At 68.2% G+C, this 19,084-nt stretch carries 21 protein-coding genes; 16 read left to right on the forward strand and 5 right to left on the reverse strand.

The features are described from left to right. The first annotated feature begins 7 nt into the window (after positions 1–7). From IG04_RS0119060 to IG04_RS0119100, 9 genes are all read left to right on the forward strand, one after another. Positions 8–262, forward strand: a complete 255-nt coding sequence (locus IG04_RS0119060; RefSeq protein WP_144065668.1) for a hypothetical protein — start codon at positions 8–10, stop codon at positions 260–262. 66 nt (positions 263–328) lie between these two features. Beyond that, on the forward strand, positions 329–652 hold the full coding sequence (locus IG04_RS0119065) for a hypothetical protein (protein WP_144065669.1): 324 nt from the start codon (positions 329–331) through the stop codon (positions 650–652). 51 nt (positions 653–703) lie between these two features. Continuing rightward, positions 704–1,438 (forward strand): hypothetical protein, encoded by a 735-nt coding sequence (locus IG04_RS0119070; RefSeq protein ID WP_144065670.1) that lies wholly within the window; start codon positions 704–706, stop codon positions 1,436–1,438. Positions 1,439–1,560: 122 nt separating this feature from the next. Further along, the gene (locus tag IG04_RS44080) at positions 1,561–2,403 is read left to right on the forward strand and encodes a helix-turn-helix domain-containing protein (protein WP_030478017.1); all 843 of its coding nucleotides are present in this window, start codon (positions 1,561–1,563) and stop codon (positions 2,401–2,403) included. Positions 2,404–2,501: 98 nt separating this feature from the next. Continuing rightward, positions 2,502–3,401 carry an SMP-30/gluconolactonase/LRE family protein gene (locus IG04_RS0119080; protein WP_030478018.1) on the forward strand — a complete coding sequence of 300 codons (900 nt, stop codon included), beginning with the start codon at positions 2,502–2,504 and terminating at the stop codon, positions 3,399–3,401. Between the two features lie 221 nt (positions 3,402–3,622). Next, positions 3,623–5,992, forward strand: a complete 2,370-nt coding sequence (locus IG04_RS0119085) for a sensor histidine kinase (protein WP_030478019.1) — start codon at positions 3,623–3,625, stop codon at positions 5,990–5,992. After that, complete coding sequence (locus IG04_RS0119090; RefSeq protein WP_030478020.1) at positions 5,989–6,423, forward strand: roadblock/LC7 domain-containing protein; 435 nt, start codon at positions 5,989–5,991, stop codon at positions 6,421–6,423. Before IG04_RS0119085 ends, IG04_RS0119090 begins: the two co-directional genes overlap by 4 nt. Continuing rightward, entirely contained in the window at positions 6,423–6,788 is a 366-nt protein-coding gene (locus IG04_RS0119095) for a DUF742 domain-containing protein (RefSeq protein ID WP_030478021.1), read from the forward strand. The genes IG04_RS0119090 and IG04_RS0119095 overlap by 1 nt, the downstream gene beginning before the upstream one ends. Next, positions 6,769–7,350 (forward strand): GTP-binding protein, encoded by a 582-nt coding sequence (locus IG04_RS0119100; RefSeq protein WP_030478022.1) that lies wholly within the window; start codon positions 6,769–6,771, stop codon positions 7,348–7,350. The genes IG04_RS0119095 and IG04_RS0119100 overlap by 20 nt, the downstream gene beginning before the upstream one ends. A gap of 34 nt (positions 7,351–7,384) precedes the next feature. Here IG04_RS0119100 and IG04_RS0119105 read toward each other — a convergent pair whose 3' ends face one another. The 3 genes from IG04_RS0119105 to eat form a co-directional block, all read right to left on the reverse strand. Then, the gene (locus tag IG04_RS0119105) at positions 7,385–8,248 is read right to left on the reverse strand and encodes a 3-hydroxybutyryl-CoA dehydrogenase (RefSeq protein ID WP_030478023.1); all 864 of its coding nucleotides are present in this window, start codon (positions 8,246–8,248) and stop codon (positions 7,385–7,387) included. A gap of 48 nt (positions 8,249–8,296) precedes the next feature. Continuing rightward, positions 8,297–9,127, reverse strand: coding sequence for an IniB N-terminal domain-containing protein (locus tag IG04_RS48635; RefSeq protein WP_030478024.1), 831 nt, complete (start codon positions 9,125–9,127; stop codon positions 8,297–8,299). A gap of 223 nt (positions 9,128–9,350) precedes the next feature. Continuing rightward, the gene (gene eat / locus IG04_RS0119115; protein ID WP_030478025.1) at positions 9,351–10,775 is read right to left on the reverse strand and encodes an ethanolamine permease; all 1,425 of its coding nucleotides are present in this window, start codon (positions 10,773–10,775) and stop codon (positions 9,351–9,353) included. Positions 10,776–10,885: 110 nt separating this feature from the next. On the opposite strand from eat, the gene IG04_RS0119120 reads away from it, so the two are divergent. The 6 genes from IG04_RS0119120 (at position 10,886) to IG04_RS0119145 (ending at position 17,511) form a co-directional block, all read left to right on the forward strand. Then, positions 10,886–12,226, forward strand: a complete 1,341-nt coding sequence (locus tag IG04_RS0119120; RefSeq protein ID WP_030478026.1) for a glutamine synthetase family protein — start codon at positions 10,886–10,888, stop codon at positions 12,224–12,226. Further along, positions 12,213–12,908: a gamma-glutamyl-gamma-aminobutyrate hydrolase family protein gene (locus IG04_RS0119125; RefSeq protein WP_030478027.1), complete on the forward strand. Its 696-nt coding sequence runs from the start codon at positions 12,213–12,215 to the stop codon at positions 12,906–12,908. The genes IG04_RS0119120 and IG04_RS0119125 overlap by 14 nt, the downstream gene beginning before the upstream one ends. Continuing rightward, complete coding sequence (locus tag IG04_RS0119130) at positions 12,905–14,257, forward strand: aldehyde dehydrogenase family protein (RefSeq protein ID WP_030478028.1); 1,353 nt, start codon at positions 12,905–12,907, stop codon at positions 14,255–14,257. Before IG04_RS0119125 ends, IG04_RS0119130 begins: the two co-directional genes overlap by 4 nt. A 17-nt stretch (positions 14,258–14,274) precedes the next feature. Beyond that, a complete protein-coding gene (locus tag IG04_RS0119135; RefSeq protein ID WP_030478029.1) occupies positions 14,275–15,042 on the forward strand; it encodes a 3-oxoacyl-ACP reductase in 768 nt (255 codons plus the stop codon). A 2-nt stretch (positions 15,043–15,044) separates the two neighbouring features. Continuing rightward, complete coding sequence (locus IG04_RS0119140) at positions 15,045–15,746, forward strand: FadR/GntR family transcriptional regulator (RefSeq protein WP_030478030.1); 702 nt, start codon at positions 15,045–15,047, stop codon at positions 15,744–15,746. Positions 15,747–15,867: 121 nt separating this feature from the next. Beyond that, positions 15,868–17,511, forward strand: a complete 1,644-nt coding sequence (locus IG04_RS0119145; protein ID WP_036015172.1) for an AMP-binding protein — start codon at positions 15,868–15,870, stop codon at positions 17,509–17,511. A gap of 131 nt (positions 17,512–17,642) precedes the next feature. Here IG04_RS0119145 and IG04_RS46565 read toward each other — a convergent pair whose 3' ends face one another. Together IG04_RS46565 and IG04_RS0119155 are read right to left on the reverse strand one after the other, a co-directional pair. Further along, the gene (locus IG04_RS46565) at positions 17,643–18,077 is read right to left on the reverse strand and encodes a hypothetical protein (RefSeq protein ID WP_144065672.1); all 435 of its coding nucleotides are present in this window, start codon (positions 18,075–18,077) and stop codon (positions 17,643–17,645) included. Beyond that, positions 18,074–18,388, reverse strand: coding sequence for a hypothetical protein (locus IG04_RS0119155; protein WP_030478033.1), 315 nt, complete (start codon positions 18,386–18,388; stop codon positions 18,074–18,076). Before IG04_RS0119155 ends, IG04_RS46565 begins: the two co-directional genes overlap by 4 nt. Positions 18,389–18,528: 140 nt before the next feature. Between IG04_RS0119155 and IG04_RS0119160 the strand changes: the two genes are divergently transcribed. Further along, positions 18,529–19,020 (forward strand): GNAT family N-acetyltransferase, encoded by a 492-nt coding sequence (locus IG04_RS0119160; protein WP_051770210.1) that lies wholly within the window; start codon positions 18,529–18,531, stop codon positions 19,018–19,020. Positions 19,021–19,084: the final 64 nt, after the last annotated feature.

The raw sequence follows: 19,084 nt of genomic DNA on the forward strand, positions 1-19,084 counted from the left end.
TGGGCTGGTGCCCGACCATCGGCCGATCGAACGAATCGCGGCCGACCTTCGTCGTGTGCGCCGGGTGCGGGCCCGGTTCGAGCCCGGCGCGTCGGCGGCCAAGAAGATCGGTGCGCGTCAGGCGTACGACGCGCTGCTCGTGCAGGCGTGCGACGCGCTGGGTGTCGAGCACCGGTTGCTCACCCTGCCCGAAGGGATGGACCGCGAGATCGAGCGGTTGCGGGTCGAGGAACGACTGAGGGATCTCGGCTTGTCAGTCTGATGGCTGATACCGCCTGAGCCTTCAGGCTGATGCTCGGACACTCCTCCGCTTCCTACTGTTCGGGGCATGAAGACCGCCGCCTTACTCGTGGGCCTGCTGCTGGCCGGGATCACCGGCTGTGCGGCAGCGCCCAGCATCCGTGTGGTGGTCGAGGGAACGGGCACGACCGATCGGCTCACCTACACGTTCCCCGGCGAGGAGGAACGCACGCTGCGCAACCCCGATCTGCCGTTCGAGCGCATGGGCAAGCGCAAGGGACGGGTCGTCGTGCGGCTCGAAGGAGTGCACGGCGAGCTCACCTGCAAGATCATCATCAACGGCCGGCAGGTGCGGTCGTCGACGTCGAGCACGGGCGCGGCACTCACCTGCGATCACTCGATGGCCGTCTGATGTAAGACGAGGAAAGCCCGTAGCTTCAACGTGTCGGGGAGGTACGGGTTGATGAGTGACGTGCTGGCTGTCAGGGCCACAGGAGTGATCAGGGGCAGGAACGACGTACCGCCGAGATTCCGGCCACCCGCGCCGCCGCGGCACTTCGTCGGCAGGGACGCGGAGCTCGCGAGCATCAGGGCAGGGGTGACGGTGCTGTACGGCGCGGGCGGGACGGGGAAGACCGCGCTGGCGCTGAAGTGGTTGCGGGAGAGGGGATCCGGCGACCAGCTGTACCTCGATCTGGCCGCGCACGACCTGGGGCGCGTGCTGCGGGCGTTCGGGCTGAGCGCCGAGCCCGAGGACGAACGTGCCGTGTTCCGCAGTCTCGTGCTGCGCCGGCAGTTCACCCTGTTGCTGGACAACGCGGACTCGGCCGAGCAGGTGACGCCGCTGCTGCCCCCGTCGGGCACGGTGCTCGTGACCAGCCGGGTCAGGCTGAACCTGCCGCAGGCACACGAGATCGCCGTCGGCTCGCTCACCGACGACGGCCGGCTCGGGCCGTTGCTCGACCGGTCCTATGTGGAGCTTCCCGAACGGCAGGCGCGGCTCTATCGGCTCTGCGCGTGGGAGCCGGACACGTTCGGCGTACCGATGGCGGCGGCGATCGCGGGGGAGTCCGAGTGCGACGTCGAGGACGCGCTGGACGACCTGGTGGAGAAGTCGCTGCTGACCGAGGTGGGGGACGACGGGTTTCGGTTTCATGACCTCGTGCGTGCCCATGCGCGCGCAAAGCGCTATCAATAGTAAATAGGGTCCACGGCCGTTTAACGCAAAGCGCTCCGTTGAACGAACTTTGTTGGCGTTGAACGGTTATCCACACCGACCCGTCCCTTTCGGGAATCCGAATCAGTCATATCCTTCGCGTCATGCCGAAGGATTTCCGGGCCACGACTCTCGAACGCGCCATCGGGCGGCAGCTGGCCGGGTGGCGCGACGAGCGCGAGCTGAGCCTCACCGAGGCGGGCCAGCGCGTGGGCTTCAGTAGCGCCAAGCTGTCCATGATGGAGAACGCGGTGCAGCCGTCGGCGCCCGTGGACGTCATGGCGCTCGGCTACGTCTACAAGGTGCCCACCCCGGAATGGCAGGCCGTGGTGTTGCGCGCGCAGTACGCGGAACAGGTGCGCACGCGCTCGGTGAACAACGGGCCGCTTTTCGACCCGGCGGCGGATTTCGTGAACCTGGTTTTCGAGGCGACGTCGCTGCGGGTGTTCACGACGGATCTGGTTCCGCCGGTGTTCCAGCTCCCCGGTTACGCGAACGCCGTCCTGCAGTCCGACGACCCGGTGCGGACGGCACGGCTCGCGATGGTGCGGGAGGCGTGGTCGGCGCGCCTGAACGACAGGGACCCGCTGACGGTGCAGGCCGTGTTCCCGGAAGCGGTGCTGCGGCACGTGATCGGCGGCCTGCGGGTGATGAAGGCACAGCTGCTGCACCTGATGGAGGTCAGCGAGCACGAGACGGTGAGCGTGCAGGTCGTGCCGCGCGACGCGGGGGCGTACCCGGCGATGGGGTCGCCGTTCACGTTGCTCGGGTTCCCGCACCGGCAGCACAACGACGTGGCGTACCTGGAGACGTTCATCAGGGGCGAGTACGTCGAGGAGCCGGGGCTGACCGAGGAGTGCGCGCAGCGGTTCGCGGGGCTGCAGAAGATCGCGCTGGGCACCGGTGAGTCGCTGGAGCTCATCGCCGAGGCCGCCGCTGACCTGTAGAGATGTCGGGTTCCTGAGAAAACTCCTGCTCGCCGCCCAGCGGGGGAAGGATCAGGGAGCACCTCAATCCGAGATATCCCCTCTGGCAAGGAGGCGGCATGTACCGCAGATTCGGTGTCCTGCTCGCGGCGGTCCTGGGCGTCACGCTCACCGCCACGGCGCCGGCCACCGCAGGCGCGTTCACACACTTCCCCACGGAGTTCTCCCTGCCCAACGGGTGGCAACCGGAAGGCATCGCGATCAGCGGCACGACGGCCTACTTCGGGTCGCGGGCCGACGGGTCGATCTACGCGGCGGACCTGCGCACCGGCAACGGCAAGGTGCTCGCCAAGGGGCCGGGCACGCCGTCGCTCGGTATGAAGGTCGATGACCGCAAACGGCTGTGGGTCGCCGGTGGTGTCGGTGGCGACGCACGGGTCTACGACACGCGTTCCGGCAAGTTGCTGGCGACGTTCCAGTTCGCGACCGCGGACACGTTCGTCAACGACGTCGTGCTCACCGAGAAGGCGGCGTGGTTCACCGACTCGCGCAAGGCGGTGCTCTACGAGGTGCCGCTGAGCCTGAAACCGCATCGCACGCTCGCACTGACCGGCGACCTCGTCGTCACCCCCGGCGCGACGAACCTCAACGGCATCGTCACCGGGCTCGAAGGCGGCCTGATCGTCGTGCAGAGCAACACCGGAAAGCTGTTCAGGATCGATCCCCGGAGCGGGAAATCGACCGAGATCAATTTGAACGGTCAAACACTGACCAATGGCGACGGTCTGTTGCGTGAGGGACGTCAGTTGTACGTGGTGCAAAACCGGCTGAACAAAGTCGCGCGCTACACGCTCAGCCGTGATGGCGCGACGCTTGCGGCGGAACGCACGGACGCGCGGTTCGACGTTCCCACGACGGTCGCCGCGTTCGGCAAGCGCCTCTACCTGCCGAATGCCCGGTTCAGCACGCCTCCGACGCCCGAGACGACCTACACCGTCGTCGCGGTCGAGCGGCCGTAGAACGGAACGGCAGAACTAGCCCGTACGGGGGTTCTTGCCTTGTGAGAACCCTCGTACCGGGTGTTGCTCCACTCACTCGACTGGGTAGCCTGCCAACCGCGTACTGCGTGTGATCGCTGTCATTGGGTAACGATGATCTCTCGCCGTAACCTGATTACAGCCGAAGGAGTTACTCAGGTAGCCCCAGCGCTGGCCGTGGGACACAGGAGACCGTGAGCGCTGTGAACGAGAAGAGCGGTTACACACCGACCAACTACCGGACCATTCGGTCGCGGCTGGCCGGTGTCGTGGTCGTTCCCAGCGTGGTGCTGCTGGTCATGTGGGCCGTTTTCTCCTCTTACACCCTTTTTGACGGTTTCTACCTGCGGTCGGTCGCGGCCGGGGTGAAGGGCGCGTCGATCCCGTCCGTCGAGGCGCTCGCCGGCCTGCAGAAGGAACGCCAGCTGACCCTGGAGGTCCTCAGCAACGCCGAGGGCGTCGACCGGGGCGGGCTGGGGCGCCAGCGCAGCATCACCGACGAAGCGGTGCGCAAGATGCGGGACGCGTTCACGGAACTCTCCGAGAGCGCGCCGCAGGACACCGCCGACCGGATCAACGCGCTCAACTCCGTGCTGGACGAACTGCCGCAGCAGCGTTCGCGCGTCGACTCGGGGTCGGCGAACCCGCAGGCGCTCTACGACTACTACAACGGCCTCCTCGACTCGGGCGTCGCGCTGCTGTCCCGGCAGGCGCGGCTCGTGCCCGACTCGGAGGCGAGCCAGGCAGGCGTCCAGGCCGTCACGATCTTCCAGACCGCCGACTGGCTCTCGCGTGGTGCCACGATCGGGTCGCGCGGGCTGCTCAACGGCACGTTCACCGCGCCCGAACGCGTCGAGTTCGCCCGGCTGACCGGTGCCTACCACTCGGGCCTCGACTCCACGATCCCGTTCGCGCTGGAGCAGCCGCGCGCGCAGTACGACTCGTTGCGTGGCAGCACCGAGTACCGGACGCTGCTCGACCTCGAGGGCCGGATCATCAACGGCGACGCGACCGTCACCGACGTGCAGTGGCGCGGCGTGGCCAGCCCCGTGCACGACAACCTCGTCGGCCTCGCGGTCACGCAGGCCCGCAACGCCGCCGACCTCGGCGTAGACAAGGCCGACAGCCGGGTCGCCGCGGTGCTGATCGGCAGCCTGATCGCGTTGCTCGCCGTCGTCGTCGGCATCGTGCTGGCGTTGCGCATCTCGAACCGGCTCGTGTCGAAGGCCCTGGTCATGCGGCTGGCGTCGCTGCGGGAGGACACGCTGCGGCTCGCGCAGGAACGGCTGCCGCACATCGTGGCGCGGCTGCGCGGCGGCGAGCAGGTGGACGTGCACCGCGACATGCCGCCGCTGGACTACGGCAACGACGAGATCGGCCAGGTCGCGGACGCGTTCAACGCCGCCCAGTACACGGCGGTCGCGGCGGCGGTGAAGGAGACGCAGGCGCGCGAGGGCGTGAACCGGGTCTTCCTCGACATCGCGCACCGCAACCAGGGGCTCGTGCACCGGCAGCTCAAGATCCTCGACAAGCTGGAACGCGAGGAGGAGCACCCCGAACAGCTCGACCAGCTCTTCCAGCTCGACCACCTGGCGACCCGCGCCCGCCGCAACGCGGAGAACCTGATCATCCTCGCCGGCGAGCAGCCCGGCAGGCAGTGGCGCAAGCCCGTGCGGCTGAGCGACGTCATTCGCTCCGCCGTCGCCGAGACCGAGCAGTACGTCCGGGTCAGGGTCAACCCGGTGCCCGACCGCGCGCTGGCGGGCGTGGCCGTCGCCGACACCATCCACCTGCTCGCCGAGCTCGTCGACAACGCGACGGCGTTCTCGTCACCGCGCTCCGAGGTCGTCATCCACTCCAGCGCCGCGCCGCACGGCCTCGTGGTGGAGATCGAGGACCACGGCCTCGGCATGACGCAGGAGGAGCGCCTCCAGGCCAACGCGAAGCTCTCCAACCCGCCCGACTTCGAGACGATGGCGTTCCGCGGCGAGTCCAGGCTGGGACTGTTCGTCGTCGCCCGGCTGGCCGCACGGCGGGGCATCAAGGTGGAGTTGCGCGACTCGCCCAACGGCGGCACTGTCGCGTTGTGCGTGCTGCCGCCGAACATCGTCGCCCCGCACAACACCGCGGGCGACATCACCGAGACCACGCAGATGCCGGTGCGGTCGTTCCACGACACGTACCACGGGCACGTCGAGGAACACCCGAGCTTTCCCGTGAAGGTGAATCCCGAAGTGCGCGCGGCACTGAACGCAGGGCTGAAGGCGCTCGTAGAACCTGATATGAGCACAGTTGCCCCAGCGGCCGTGTCCGCACCGGACGCATCGGTGGAAGAACCAACCTCCGCGGCACCTCCGGCCCAGGACGGGAAGGCACCCCTTCCCCGCAGGAAGAAGCGGCAGAACCTCGCGCCGCAGCTCATGCAGTCCTCGGAGGAGCCGCCGCACGCCGAGCCGGTGACCGGCGAAAGGTCGGCAGAGCGGGCCCGTGACGGTTTCGCCGCGTTCCAGCGCGGTACCCGCGACGCCCGGCTGACCGATGACTGGAGATCAGAAGGAGCCCCCTCGTCATGAAGCACAACGCAAGCCAGCACGGCGAACTGAACTGGTTGCTGGAGGACCTGATCCAGCGAGTGGTCGGCGCCCGCCACGCGGTCGTGCTGTCGGCGGACGGACTCCTGCTCGGCCGTTCGGCCGGGCTGTCCCGCGACGACTCGGAGCACCTGTCCGCGATGGCGTCGGCGTTCCAGTCGCTCGCCCGCGGCACCGGACGGCATTTCGGCGGTGGCGCCGTCCGGCAGACCATCGTGGAGATGGAACACGCGTACCTCTTCGTGACCGCCGCGGGTCACGGGGCTTGCCTGGCCGTGCTGGGCGAGGAAGATGCGGACATGGGCATGATTGCGTACGAGATGAACATGCTGGTGAAGCGCGTCGGTACGTACCTCTCGTCGGCTCCGCGCGCGGAGACCGCGACAGTGCCCTCGGCGCGTGAGTCGCGCTGATGACCTCGCGCGAGGACTGGTGGTACGACGAGGCCGCGGGGCCGCTGGTGCGGCCCTACGCGATGGTGCGCGGCCGCACCCGGCCGAACGCGCCTGACCTACACCTCGTGACGCAGGTCCGAGCTTCCTCGTTTACGTCCGACCAGACGTCGCTGACGGTCGAACATCGCGAGATCATGGCCCTGTGCGCACGCCCGCTCTCGATCGCCGAGGTCGCCGCCTACCTCGACGTGCCGCTCATCGTGGTGAAGGTCCTGCTGTCGGACCTCATCGAGCGTGGTGACGTGCTCGTGCAGAACTCGTCCCCCAAGATTCCCGACCGGAATCTCCTGCAGGCCGTACTGGATGGTGTTCGTGGGATCTGATGGCCAGCTGACCGTGCCGACCGCGGTCAAGATCGTCATCGCCGGCGGGTTCGGCACCGGCAAGACCACGATGGTCGCGTCGGTGTCCGAGATCCCGCCGCTGCGGACCGAGGAACTGCTCACCGAGGCCGGTGTGCACGTCGACGACCTCGCCGGCATCGAAGGCAAGGACACGACCACCGTCGCCCTCGACTTCGGTCGCATCACCATCAACACCAAGGTGGTGCTGTACCTGTTCGGCACGCCCGGCCAGAACCGGTTCTGGTTCATGTGGGACGAACTGGCGACCGGTGCGATCGGCGCCGTGGTCCTGGTGGACACGCGCCGGCTCGACTCGTCGTTCCCCTCGATCGACTTCTTCGAGCACCGGGCGATCCCGTTCGTCGTCGCCGTGAACTGCTTCGACGGGTCGCAGCTGTACACGGTGGACGAGGTGCGGCACGCGCTCGACCTGGACGAGGCGATCCCGGTGGTGCTGTGCGACGCGCGGGACCGGGAGTCGTCGAAGTCGGTGCTGGTCGAGCTGATCCTGCACACGATGAACCGGCTGGCCGCCGTCTAGTGAGAAGGCCCGCTCCGAGGAGCGGGCCGTCGCGTCATTTCGCGTAGTTGTGGAAACCGCGGCCCGACTTCTTGCCCAGCAGGCCCGCGTCCACCATGCGCAGCAGCAGCGGCGGCGGCGAGAACAGCGGTTCCTTGAACTCGTCGTACATCGACTCGGCGATGGCCTTCGTGGTGTCGAGGCCGATCAGGTCGGTGAGGCGCAGCGGGCCCATCGGGTGGGCGCAGCCGAGCACCATGCCGTTGTCGATGTCGTCGGCCGAGGCGAAGCCGGACTCCAGCATGCGGATCGACGAGAGCAGGTAGGGGATCAGCAGCGCGTTGACCACGAAACCGGCGCGGTCCTGCGAGCGGATGACCTCCTTGTGCAGGGTCTCGCGCACGAACTGCTCCGCGCGGTCCTGCGTGGTGGCGCCGGTCAGCAGCGACGGCACGATCTCCACGAGCTTCAGGACCGGCACCGGGTTGAAGAAGTGCACGCCGATGACCTGCTCCGGGCGACCGGTGGCCATGCCGAGCTTCATGATCGGGATGGACGACGTGTTGGACGCGAAGATCGCGTCGTCGTCCTTCACGACCTTGTCGAGCGCGGTGAAGACGTCGGTCTTGATCTGCTCGTTCTCGGCGACCGCCTCGACCACGAACTGCCGGTCGGCGAAGTCACCGATGTCGGTGGTGAACCGGATGCGCCCGATGGCGGCTTCCCGGTCCTCCTCGCTGAGCTTGCCGGACTTGACGCCCCTGGCGAGCGAGGTGGCGATCCGCCCCTGCGCTGCCTCGGCCGCGCTCGCGTTGACCTCGACGACGATGACGTCGAGGCCCGCGCGAGCACTCACCTCGGCGATTCCGGAGCCCATGAGGCCGGAACCGACGACTCCTACACGTTGAATGTCACTCACGTGACCGATCCTGCCACGAGCTGCTCGAAACGAGGTCGGGCTGTCAGATCAGAGACCGAGGCCGAGGCCTTCGGTCAGGCCGCCGACGCCGTCGAGCGGGTCCAGGTCGGTGACGCCACCGAGCACGTTGCCGACGGTGCCGTCGACGACGCTGTGGACGGTGTCGTGCACGCCGCTGACCGGCGCGACGTCCGGGACGACCTCGTGGACCACGTCGGTGACGGTCGTGACGTCGGTGGTGACGGCGTCGAGCACGCCGGGCACGCCGTCGACGGAGACGACGTCGGTCACGCCGGTGACGGTGCCGAGGACGCCGTTGACGTCCGCCACACCGGCCGCCCCGGTCACCGTGCCGAGGACGTCGCCGGTGTCGGCGAGACCCGTGACACCGGACAGGTCGGTGACGTTGCCGAGGTCCGTGACGTTGCCGAGGTCCGTGACGTTGCCCAGGCCGGCCACGTCGCCGAGGCCAGGGACGCCGTCGAGGGTGTTCGACACGTCGCAGTGGCCGGACAGGTCGCCGGCGAAGCCGTTGGCGGCGTCGAGGTTCGCGAGGCCCGTGAGGGCGCTGTAGGACGAGAGGCCGTCGACGTCCGCGATCGAGGCGGCGTCGAGCACCAGCGGGAGGATCTCCTGGACGTCAGCGGGGGTGATGTCGCTCAGACCGCAGGCGCTGAGGACGCCTTCGGGGTCGAGGTCGAACGCCGACATGGCCGTCGGGTCGTTCAGGAGGTTCAGGGCGAACTCCTGCAGCGTGGCCGGCTCGGCCTCCTGCGGCACGGCCACCGGAGCCGCCGGGGCGGTCGCCTCGGGCGCGGCGGGCGCGGCGGGCTGAACGGGCTGCTGCGGGGTGGCCGGCTGAATGTCCTGCTGCATCATGGGAGTGGAGCTCCTACGGCGGGTCGAGGGATATCGCAGGAACCGTATTGAGATCAACATCCCCCTGACATCGGGTGTGATCCCCATACTTCGGGCGGCTGAACTCCTTAGGGGCCGAAGGTCACCCGTTAGGGGGATGCCGTACCTCGTTAGGGGCCCCGCAGACGCCGAGCGGCGGCACGGCCGATGAGGCCCGTGCCGCCGATGATCAACGCTCGCCTGCTCAGTCGAGCTCGGCCTCCGCCTTCGCGATCGCCGCGAACTCCTCCTCCGGAGCGTTCGCGACCAGGTGATGGCGACTGTAGAACCAGTAGTACGCAACGGCGACCAACACGATGCCCGCCGTCACAGCAGCAGCGATCTCGTCTACGAAGAACGTCGCGATGACCGCGGCCACGGCCAGAACCAGCGCCACGCTCGTGGTCACCACACCGCCAGGAGTCCGGTACGGGCGAGGCAGGTCCGGCGCCGTCTTACGCAGAACGATGTGCGACACCATCATCAGCACGTACGACAGGGCCGCACCGAACACCGCGATGTTGATGAGCCGCGCGCCGCCCGTCACCGGGTCGACCGACTTCATGATCGTGGCCAGTGCGAACCCGATGGTGCCGGGCACGATCAAAGCCAGATAGGGCGTCTTGCGCTTGCCGGTCTTCGACAGCCAGCGCGGCAGGTATCCCGCGCGCGACAACGCGAACAGCTGCCGCGAGTACGCGTAGATGATCGAGAAGAACGACGCGACCAGACCCGCGAGGCCGACGTAGTTGACCAGCTGCGCCAGGAACGTGTCGCCGCCGTAGGCCGCGCGCACGGCCTCGGGCAACGGGTTTCCGGACGCCTGCAGTGCCTTCGAGCCCGCACCGCCGGGCGCGACGAGCAGGATGGCCGCCGCGAACACCAGCAGCACGACCATCGCGCCGATGATGCCGCGAGGCATGTCCCGCTTCGGATCGCGCGCTTCCTCGGCGGCGAGTGGCACGCCCTCCACCGCGAGGAAGAACCAGATCGCGAACACGATCGCGCCCCACGCCCCTGTCACGCCCATCGGCAGGAACGAGCCGTCGCCGATGTCGAACAGCTTCGCGGAGTCGAACTTCGGGATCATGCCCGCCACGAACGCGACCAGGGCCACGACCGCGACACCGGTGATCACGAACATCACCCGCAGCGCCTCGCCGACGCCGTAGAGGTGGATGCCGACGAACACGATGTAGCACACCAGGTACACGGGCCACGTGGCGTCCAGCAGACCGAGAGCTTTGACGTAGTCGCCGATGAACACCGAGATCGCCGCGGGAGCGATGGCGTACTCGATGAGAATGGCGATACCTGTGGCGTACCCGCCCAACGGGCCGAGCGCGCGCCTCGCGAAACCGTAGCCCGCGCCCGCCACAGGGAGCGCTGACGCCAGTTCGGCGAGACCGAACACCATGCAGGTGTACATCGTCGCCATCAGGATCGTGGCGACCAGCATCCCGCCCCAGCCACCCTGGGCGAGGCCGAAGTTCCACCCGGCGAAGTCGCCGGAGATCACGTACGAGACACCCAGCCCGGCCAGCAGGACCCAGCCCGCTGCGCCACGCTTGAGCTGACGGTGCTCCAGGTAGTCGCTGCCTACCTTCTCGTACTCGACATGCTTGGCCATATGGACTCCTAATAGTCCTTTAAGCAGTGGTTGAGGGTGGCGCTCGTCACCCGGTGGTGTCAAGATGGTGCAGCCAATGGCTCGCAGACATACCTTTGGAGGAACGCGGGATGCTGACCGTCGAGGAGTTGCGCGAGGCCGTGGACGCCGGTGAGATCGACACCGTCCTGGTCGCGATCGTGGACATGCAGGGCCGCCTGCAGGGCAAGCGGTGCGCCGCGCAGTACTTCCTCGACGAGGTTCTCGGGCACTCCGCGGAGGGCTGCAACTACCTGCTCGCCGTCGACGTCGAGATGAACCCGGTCAGCGGCTTCGAGATGTCGAGCTGGGAGCGCGGGTACGGCGACTTCGTGATGAAGCCGGACATGGAGACGCTCCGGCGCGTGCCGTGGCAGGAGGGCACCGCCCTCGTCATGTGCGATGTCGTCTGGGAGAACGGCGACCCCGTCGTCGCCTCGCCGCGGCAGGTCCTGCGCAAGCAGCTCGACCGGCTCGCCGCGCTCGGCCTGGACTGCTACGTCGGCACCGAGCTGGAGTTCATCCTCTTCGACGACTCCTACGAGCAGGCCTGGAACGCCGGCTACCGCGACCTCACGCCGTCCAACCAGTACAACGTCGACTACTCGTTGCTCGGCACCGCGCGCGTGGAACCGTTGCTGCGGGCCATTCGCAACGGCATGACGGGCGCGGGCATGGTCGTCGAGTCGGCCAAGGGCGAGTGCAACCCCGGTCAGCACGAGATCGCGTTCAAGTACACGACGGCGCTGCGCACGTGCGACCAGCACGCGATCTACAAGAACGGTTCCAAGGAGATCGCGGCCCAGCAGGGCAAGGCGCTCACGTTCATGGCGAAGTACAACGAACGCGAGGGCAACTCCTGCCACATCCACCTCTCCCTGCGCTCCAGGGACGGTGAGCCGGTCTTCGCCGAGGGCCACGGCATGTCGGAGCTGATGAAGCACTTCCTCGCGGGCCAGCTGGCCGGGCTGCGGGAGCTCACCTACTTCCTCGCCCCGAACATCAACTCCTACAAGCGTTTCGTGAAGGGCTCGTTCGCGCCGACCGCCGTCGCGTGGGGACGGGACAACCGCACGTGCGCGCTGCGGGTCGTCGGCCACGGCCACGGGCTGCGGTTCGAGAACCGGGTCCCCGGCGGCGACGTGAACCCGTACCTCGCGGTGGCGGCGCTCATCGCGGCCGGGCTGCACGGCGTCGAGCAGAAGCTGGAGCTGGAGGACGAGTTCGTCGGCAACGCCTACGCGTCCGACCGGCCGACGGTGCCGACGACGCTGCGCGAGGCGGCGGACCTGTTGGCGGACAGCACGATCGCGCGCGAAGCGTTCGGCAAGGACGTCGTCGACCACTACCTGAACGCGGCCAAGGTCGAGCTGACCGCGTTCGAGGCGGCGGTCACGGACTGGGAGAAGGTGCGCGGGTTTGAGCGCCTCTAAGCCGCTCATCGGCATCAGCACGTACCTGGAGCGCACGCGCTTCGGGTTGTGGGACGTGGAGGCCGCGGTGCTCTACCGCGGTTATCTCGACTGTGTGGTCGAGGCCGGGGGCAACCCCGTCATGCTGCCGCCGGTCGGCACCTGGAACGCCGAGACGATCGGGTTCCTGGACGGCCTGGTGATCGCGGGCGGTGCCGACATCGACCCCGCCGCCTACGGTGCCGAGAGGCACGAGAAGACCGGCGAACCGAGCCGTGCCCGCGACGACGCCGAGTTCGCGCTCGTCGACGCCGCGCTGAAGCTCGACCTGCCGGTGCTCGGCGTGTGCCGGGGCATGCAGGTGCTCAACGTGGCGCTGGGCGGCACGCTGCATCAGCACGTCGAGGGCCACAACGAGGCGCCTGGCGTGTTCGGGCACACGGAGATCGAGGTCGTGCAGGACACGCACCTGTACACGATCATCGGCCCGGAGACGACCGTGCAGTGCCATCACCACCAGTCGCTCGACCGCGTGGCGGATGGGCTGCGCGTCACCGCGAAGGCGCCCGACGGGACCGTGGAAGCCGTTGAGCTGGAAGGCGCGCGGTTCGTCGTCGGCGTGCAGTCTCACCCGGAGCAGGACATCGAGGACCTGAGGCTTTTCGAAGCCCTGGTGGAAGCGGCAAGGAGCAAAGCGTCGTGACCTTTGACGTCATCAACCCCGCCACCGAGAAGATCGTGCGGTCCGTACCGCACACCACCCTCGGTGACACGGACGCGGCGATCGGCCGGGCGCAGAAGGCGTTCGAGAGCTGGCGCAACGTCGCCCCCGGTGATCGCGCGAGGCTGCTGCGGAAGTTCGCGGAGGTCGTCGACTCGCACGTCGAGGAACTGGCGCGGCTGGAGGTCGAGAACTCCGGCCACACCATCGGCAACGCGCGGTGGGAGGCCGGCAACGTCCGCGACGTGCTGCAGTACTACTCGGCCGCGCCGGAACGGTTGTTCGGCAAGCAGATCCCGGTCGCGGGCGGGCTCGACGTCACGTTCCACGAACCGCTCGGCGTCGTCGGCGTGATCGTCCCCTGGAACTTCCCGATGCCCATCGCGGGCTGGGGGTTCGCGCCCGCGCTGGCCGCCGGCAACACCGTCGTGCTCAAGCCCGCCGAGGTGACGCCCCTGACCGCGATCCGGCTCGCCGAGCTCGCGTTGGAGGCGGGCCTGCCGGAAGGCGTGTTCCAGGTGCTGCCGGGCAAGGGCAGCGTCGTCGGCAACCGGTTCGTCACGCATCCGTTGGTGCGCAAGGTCGTCTTCACCGGCTCGACCGAGGTCGGCAAGCAGATCATGGCCGGCTGCGCGAACCAGGTGAAGCGGGTGACGCTGGAGCTGGGCGGCAAGTCGGCGAACATCGTCTTCGCGGACTCCGACCTGGAGAAGGCGGCCGCCACGGCGCCGTACGGGGTGTTCGACAACGCCGGGCAGGACTGCTGTGCCCGTTCGCGAATCCTGGTGCAGGCCAGCGTCTACGACAGGTTCATGGAACTGCTGGAGCCCGCCGTCCAGGGCGTGCGGGTCGGCGAGCCCGGCGACGACGCGACCGAGATGGGGCCGCTCATCACCGCGGCGCACCTCGGCAAGGTCGCGTCTTACGTTCCAGACGACACCCACGTCGCGTTCCGCGGTACGGCACCGGACGGGCCCGGATTCTGGTTCCCGCCCACGGTCCTGACGCCTCCCGCGGACCACGCGACGGTCACCGAGGAGATCTTCGGACCGGTCGTCGTCGTGCTGCCGTTCACCGACGAGGCCGACGCGATCCGGATCGCGAACGACTCCGAGTACGGGCTGTCCGGGTCGATCTGGACCAACGACGTCAGTCGCGCGATCCGCGTCTCGCGGGCCGTCGAGGCCGGAAACCTGTCGGTGAACTCGCATTCGTCCGTCCGCTACTGGACGCCGTTCGGTGGCGTGAAGCAGTCCGGGCTCGGTCGCGAGCTGGGACCGGACGCGCTGGACGCCTTCACCGAAGTCAAGAACGTCTTCATCGCAACCTGATCCAAGGAGACACAAAGATGGTGCAGCGACTCGAAGGCCGCGTGGCCGTCGTGACAGGTGGCGGCAGTGGCATCGGACTCGCGACCGTGCGCAGGTTCGGGAGCGAGGGCGCGAAGGTCGTCGTCGCCGATCTGGACCCCGCGAGCGGCAAGGCGGCCGCGGACGAGGCGGGCGGGCTGTTCGTCCAGGTCGACGTGACCGACGAGGAACAGGTCAAAGCGCTGTTCCAGACCACTGTGGACACTTACGGCAAGCTGGACATCGCGTTCAACAACGCCGGTATCTCGCCGCCCGACGACGACTCGATCCTCACCACGGGCATCGAGGCGTGGGAGCGCGTCCAGAAGGTGAACCTCACGTCGGTTTATTTGTGTTGCAAGTACGCCATCCCGCACATGCAGGCCAACGGCAAGGGCTCGATCATCAACACCGCGTCGTTCGTGGCGACGATGGGTGCGGCGACGTCGCAGATCTCCTACACGGCGTCGAAGGGCGGAGTGCTCGCGATGTCGCGTGAGCTCGGCGTGCAGTTCGCGCGCGAGGGCATCCGGGTGAATGCGCTTTCCCCGGGGCCCGTCAACACCCCGCTGTTGCGGGAGCTGTTCGCGAAGGACCCCGAGCGGGCCGCACGGCGTCTCGTGCACGTACCGCTCGGTCGGTTCGCCGAACCCGAGGAAATCGCCGCGGCCGTCGCGTTTCTGGCGTCCGACGACTCGTCGTTCATGACGGCGTCGAACTTCCTCGTGGACGGCGGCATCGCCGGCGCGTACGTGACACCGCTCTAGCCGTGGCCGAACACGCGCAGGAGGCGTTGTTCCGCCCGGTGCGGGCGGGCAACGCCTTCGAGGAGACCGTCGAACGGCTCATGCAGTCCATCCGGCTCGGCGTCGTCGCGCCGGGTGAGCGGCTGCCGTCCGAACGGGACCTGGCCACCCGGCTCGGCGTGAGCCGGGTGACCGTGCGCGAGGCCATCAGGTCGTTGCAGGAGAACCATTACGTCGAGTCCCGAAGGGGGCGGTACGGCGGCACGTTCGTCAACGAGGTGCTGCCGAAGTCCGCGCCCGCCAAGGACTTCGGCGACCTCCACGACGTGCTGACGCTGCGCAGGGTGCTGGAGACCGGCGCCGCCGAGACGGCGGCGGGACGGTCGCTGGGCCCCGCCGAACGACGGGGGCTGCGCGCCCGGCTGGAAGAGGCTTCCACCTCGACGCTCGCGGAATATCGGCGCAAGGACTCGCGGCTGCACCTGGCGATCGCCGAGGTCACCGGGTCCGCCGCGCTGACCGCCGCCGTCGCCGAGTCGCGGATGCGCGCGAACGAGCTGCTGGACCACATCCCGTTGCTCGAACCGAACCTCGCGCACTCCAACGCCCAGCACGAGCGCATCATCGCCTCCATTTTGGACGGAGACCCCGTGGCGGCCCGGCAGGCGATGGCCGAACACCTCGACGGCACGGCTTCGTTGTTGCGCGGCTTCCTGTCCGTGTAAACGTTTGCAGGGTAGAATGTCGTGTTGTCATGCAGATTCCGCATCGAACAACCCTTGGCGAGAGCCTTGCGGACAGTTACCGTCCGAATACCTCGGGGACTTGCAGCGCGAGGAGTTGTTGATGCCAGGGTTGCGCAAGGTGTTTCGCGACGCCATGGGCCGGGTGCACTCACTCCGTGTCTTGTCCGCCGCGGGCATGGTGAGTCTCACGAACTTCAAGATGTCCATGCAGGCGTTGAAAGAGGTCAAGGTCTGGGGGCCGAACGTCACGGCGCTGCGCCGTTCCGTCCGGCTGAACCCGGACGGCATAGCCGTCGTCGACGAACGGGGATCTGTCACCTACCGCCAGCTGGACAGGCGCTCGAACGCGATCGCGCAGGGCCTGCGCTCGCTGGGCATCCAGCACACGCACATCGTCGCGCTGATGTGCCGCAACCATCGCGGCATGGTCGAGTCGCTGCTGGCGTGCGCGAAACTCGGCGTCCGCGTGCTGCTGGTGAACACCGGGTTCGCCGCACCGGTCGTCCTGGACGTCCTGGAACGTGAACGCGCGTCGCTCGTCATTCACGACGAGGAGTTCACGCCGCTGTTCGACCAGCTGCCGCCGTCGATTCCGCGCTGGCTCTCGTGGTCGCGCGACGGACTGGACCGTCGCACGCCGACACTGGACCAGCTCGTGGCCAAGGCGCCGCGCGGCGAACTGGAACCGCCGCGCGAACCGGGTGTCGTGATCCAGCTGACGTCCGGCACGACCGGCACGCCCAAGGGCACGGCCCGCGAGATCAAGTCGGTGCTCACCGCGTCGGACTTCCTCGACCGCATCCCGATGAGGTCGGGCGAGTCGACTTTCATCGCCGCGCCGATCTTCCACTCCGTCGGCTACTCGCACCTGACCCTCGCGATGTCGCTGGGTTCGCGCGCGGTGCTGCACCGCCGTTTCGACCCGCGCAAGACGCTGTGGTCGGTGCAGGGCCAGCGCTGCACGACGCTCGTCCTGGTGCCGACGATGCTGCAGCGGATCATGGAACTCGACCGGCACGTGATCGACTCGTTCGACCTCTCGCACCTGAACGTCGTGTTCTCCTCGGGCGCGCCGATCACGACGGACCTCGTCGAACGCACCCAGGCCGTGCTGGGACCGGTGCTCTACAACCTCTACGGCTCAACGGAAGTCGCGGTCGCCACGATCGCCACCCCGGAGGACCTCGTGGCCGCGCCGTCCAGCGTCGGCCTGCCACCGCACAACTGCGTCGTGCGCATCTACGACGCCGACGGCAACCACATCACGCGGTCGTTCGTGACGGGCAAGATCTACGTGCGTGGCTCACTGACCGTCGACCTCTACACGGACGGCACGCAGAAGGAGTCCATCGACGGACTCGTCGCGACCGGCGACCTCGGGCACTTCGACCCCAGCGGCCGGCTCTACTTCGACGGCCGGGAGGACGACATGATCGTCTCCGGCGGCGAGAACGTGTACCCGGTCGAGGTCGAGAACCTGCTCATGACGCACTATCGGGTGCGGGACGCGGCGGTGCTCGGCGTGCCGGATCCCGAGTACGGGCAACGGTTGCGCGCGTTCGTGGTGCCGGTCGCCGGGACGCGCATCGACGTGCGGGAGCTGCGCGAGTTCGTGCGCACCCGGCTCGCTCGGCACAAGGTCCCTCGCGAGGTCGTCGTGGTGCCGCAGTTGCCGCGCAACGCGACCGGGAAGGTGCTGCGGCGCCAGCTGCTGGCGATCCGGCTCGGGCCGCAGCCCCACTAGGTATAGGGCGGAACGCGCGTCACGGCAGAACGAGGGGGACTAATCCGTCCGAGACGCGCGTTCCTGGTTTTGGGGAGCGCACGCCCAGCGCCGTCGGGGATCGGATGTTCGCTGGGCGTGCGCTCGGTCGGTCACCGCTCGAAGCGGTCGCCGCGGTCGTTGAACGGGCCGCGCTGGTCGAAGCGGTCTCCGCCGCGTTCGTGGCCGCGATCGGGCCCGCGCTCGCCGCGCTCGTACATCCGCATGTGGCCGGGGCCGTCGCGGTCGTCGAAGCGGTTCGCGGCGACCGCTCCCACGATGCCGCCGCCGAGGACGAGCCCCAGCAGGCCCACGGCGACCAGCTGCGTGGCGCGGTGCCGCACGAAACGCCTTCCCCGGCCAGGGCCCACGGGCACTGCGGCCGCAGCGGGCGCCGCTGGAGGTGGGGTCGGTGCTTCCGCTGCTGTGGCCGCCGCCGGTGCGTCGGCCGACAGCGGGGTCGTTGCCTGGTCCGGTGCAGGCTGGGCGGCCTGCGGCTCGTTCTCGGACGGCTCCCGCGGTGGAGGCGTCTGTCCCTGCTCGCTCATGTCCTCAACGATGCGCCGTTCGGCTGAGCTGGGGCTGACAGCCACCTGTTCGTTTCCTGAAGTCCTTCGGAGTCGCGCCTTGAGTTCATGACGGGCCTGGAACCAGCGAAAACGTGCCGCTGGTCGGCATAGGTCGCGCCGATGAGCTCGTCGTCGAGGACACCGGTCCACAGGAAGTGCAACGTCGTGCGCGTGCCGTTGCGGGCGTCGCGGCGTGCGTAGTGGTCGCGGAGATCGGCGTAGAGCAGGCGCAGTTCGTCCCGGTTGGACTCGGTGAGGCGTACCGGGCATTCGACGACCAGGTCGGACATGATCGATGCTCCATTCGGCGGGCCGGGAGACAACAGAGTGCTCGCCTTGGGCGCTTGACCGCATCCGAAAAACCACTCAGAAGCGTGTACGTAGGTATGGCGGCCGGAATCCGCTTGCGTCCACCGGCTTCAATCGGTGCATGGAACTCGTACCTCTGCGCAAGGAGTTCGCCGCCGAGATGGCCGCGTCCCGGCCGAACGACGACGAGGTCAACCGCCTGACCGGTACTCACGCGACGTTCACGCTGGAGGATTACGAGGCCTACATCGAGCGGACGCTGAACGATCCGAACCGCTACACCCGTGCGATTACCGAGGACGGCAAGTTCCTCGGCGAGGTCGTTCTCACGATCAATCCGCACAACCGGTCGGCGGGTGTGCGGATCGCGTTGTGGGACGGCTTCGGCAAGGGCTACGGCTCTCGCGCCTTGAAGCACGTTCTCGACCACGCGTTTCACGACCGAGGGCTCCACCGGGTCGATCTGGAGGTGTACGACTTCAACGACCGGGCCATCCACGTCTACCGGAAGCTCGGCTTCCGCGAGGAGGGCCGGTTGAGGGACGCCCTGCTCTGGGACGGCGTCTTCCACGACGCGATCGTCATGTCCGTATTGAGCACCGATAACATCTGATCCGAACACCCCACCACGTCGAACGTAGGAGTCACCGTGTCCGAGTCGCGCCCAGCAGTCGCCC

Source organism: Lentzea albidocapillata (assembly GCF_000719115.1).
Classification (GTDB): Bacteria; Actinomycetota; Actinomycetes; order Mycobacteriales; family Pseudonocardiaceae; genus Lentzea; species Lentzea albidocapillata.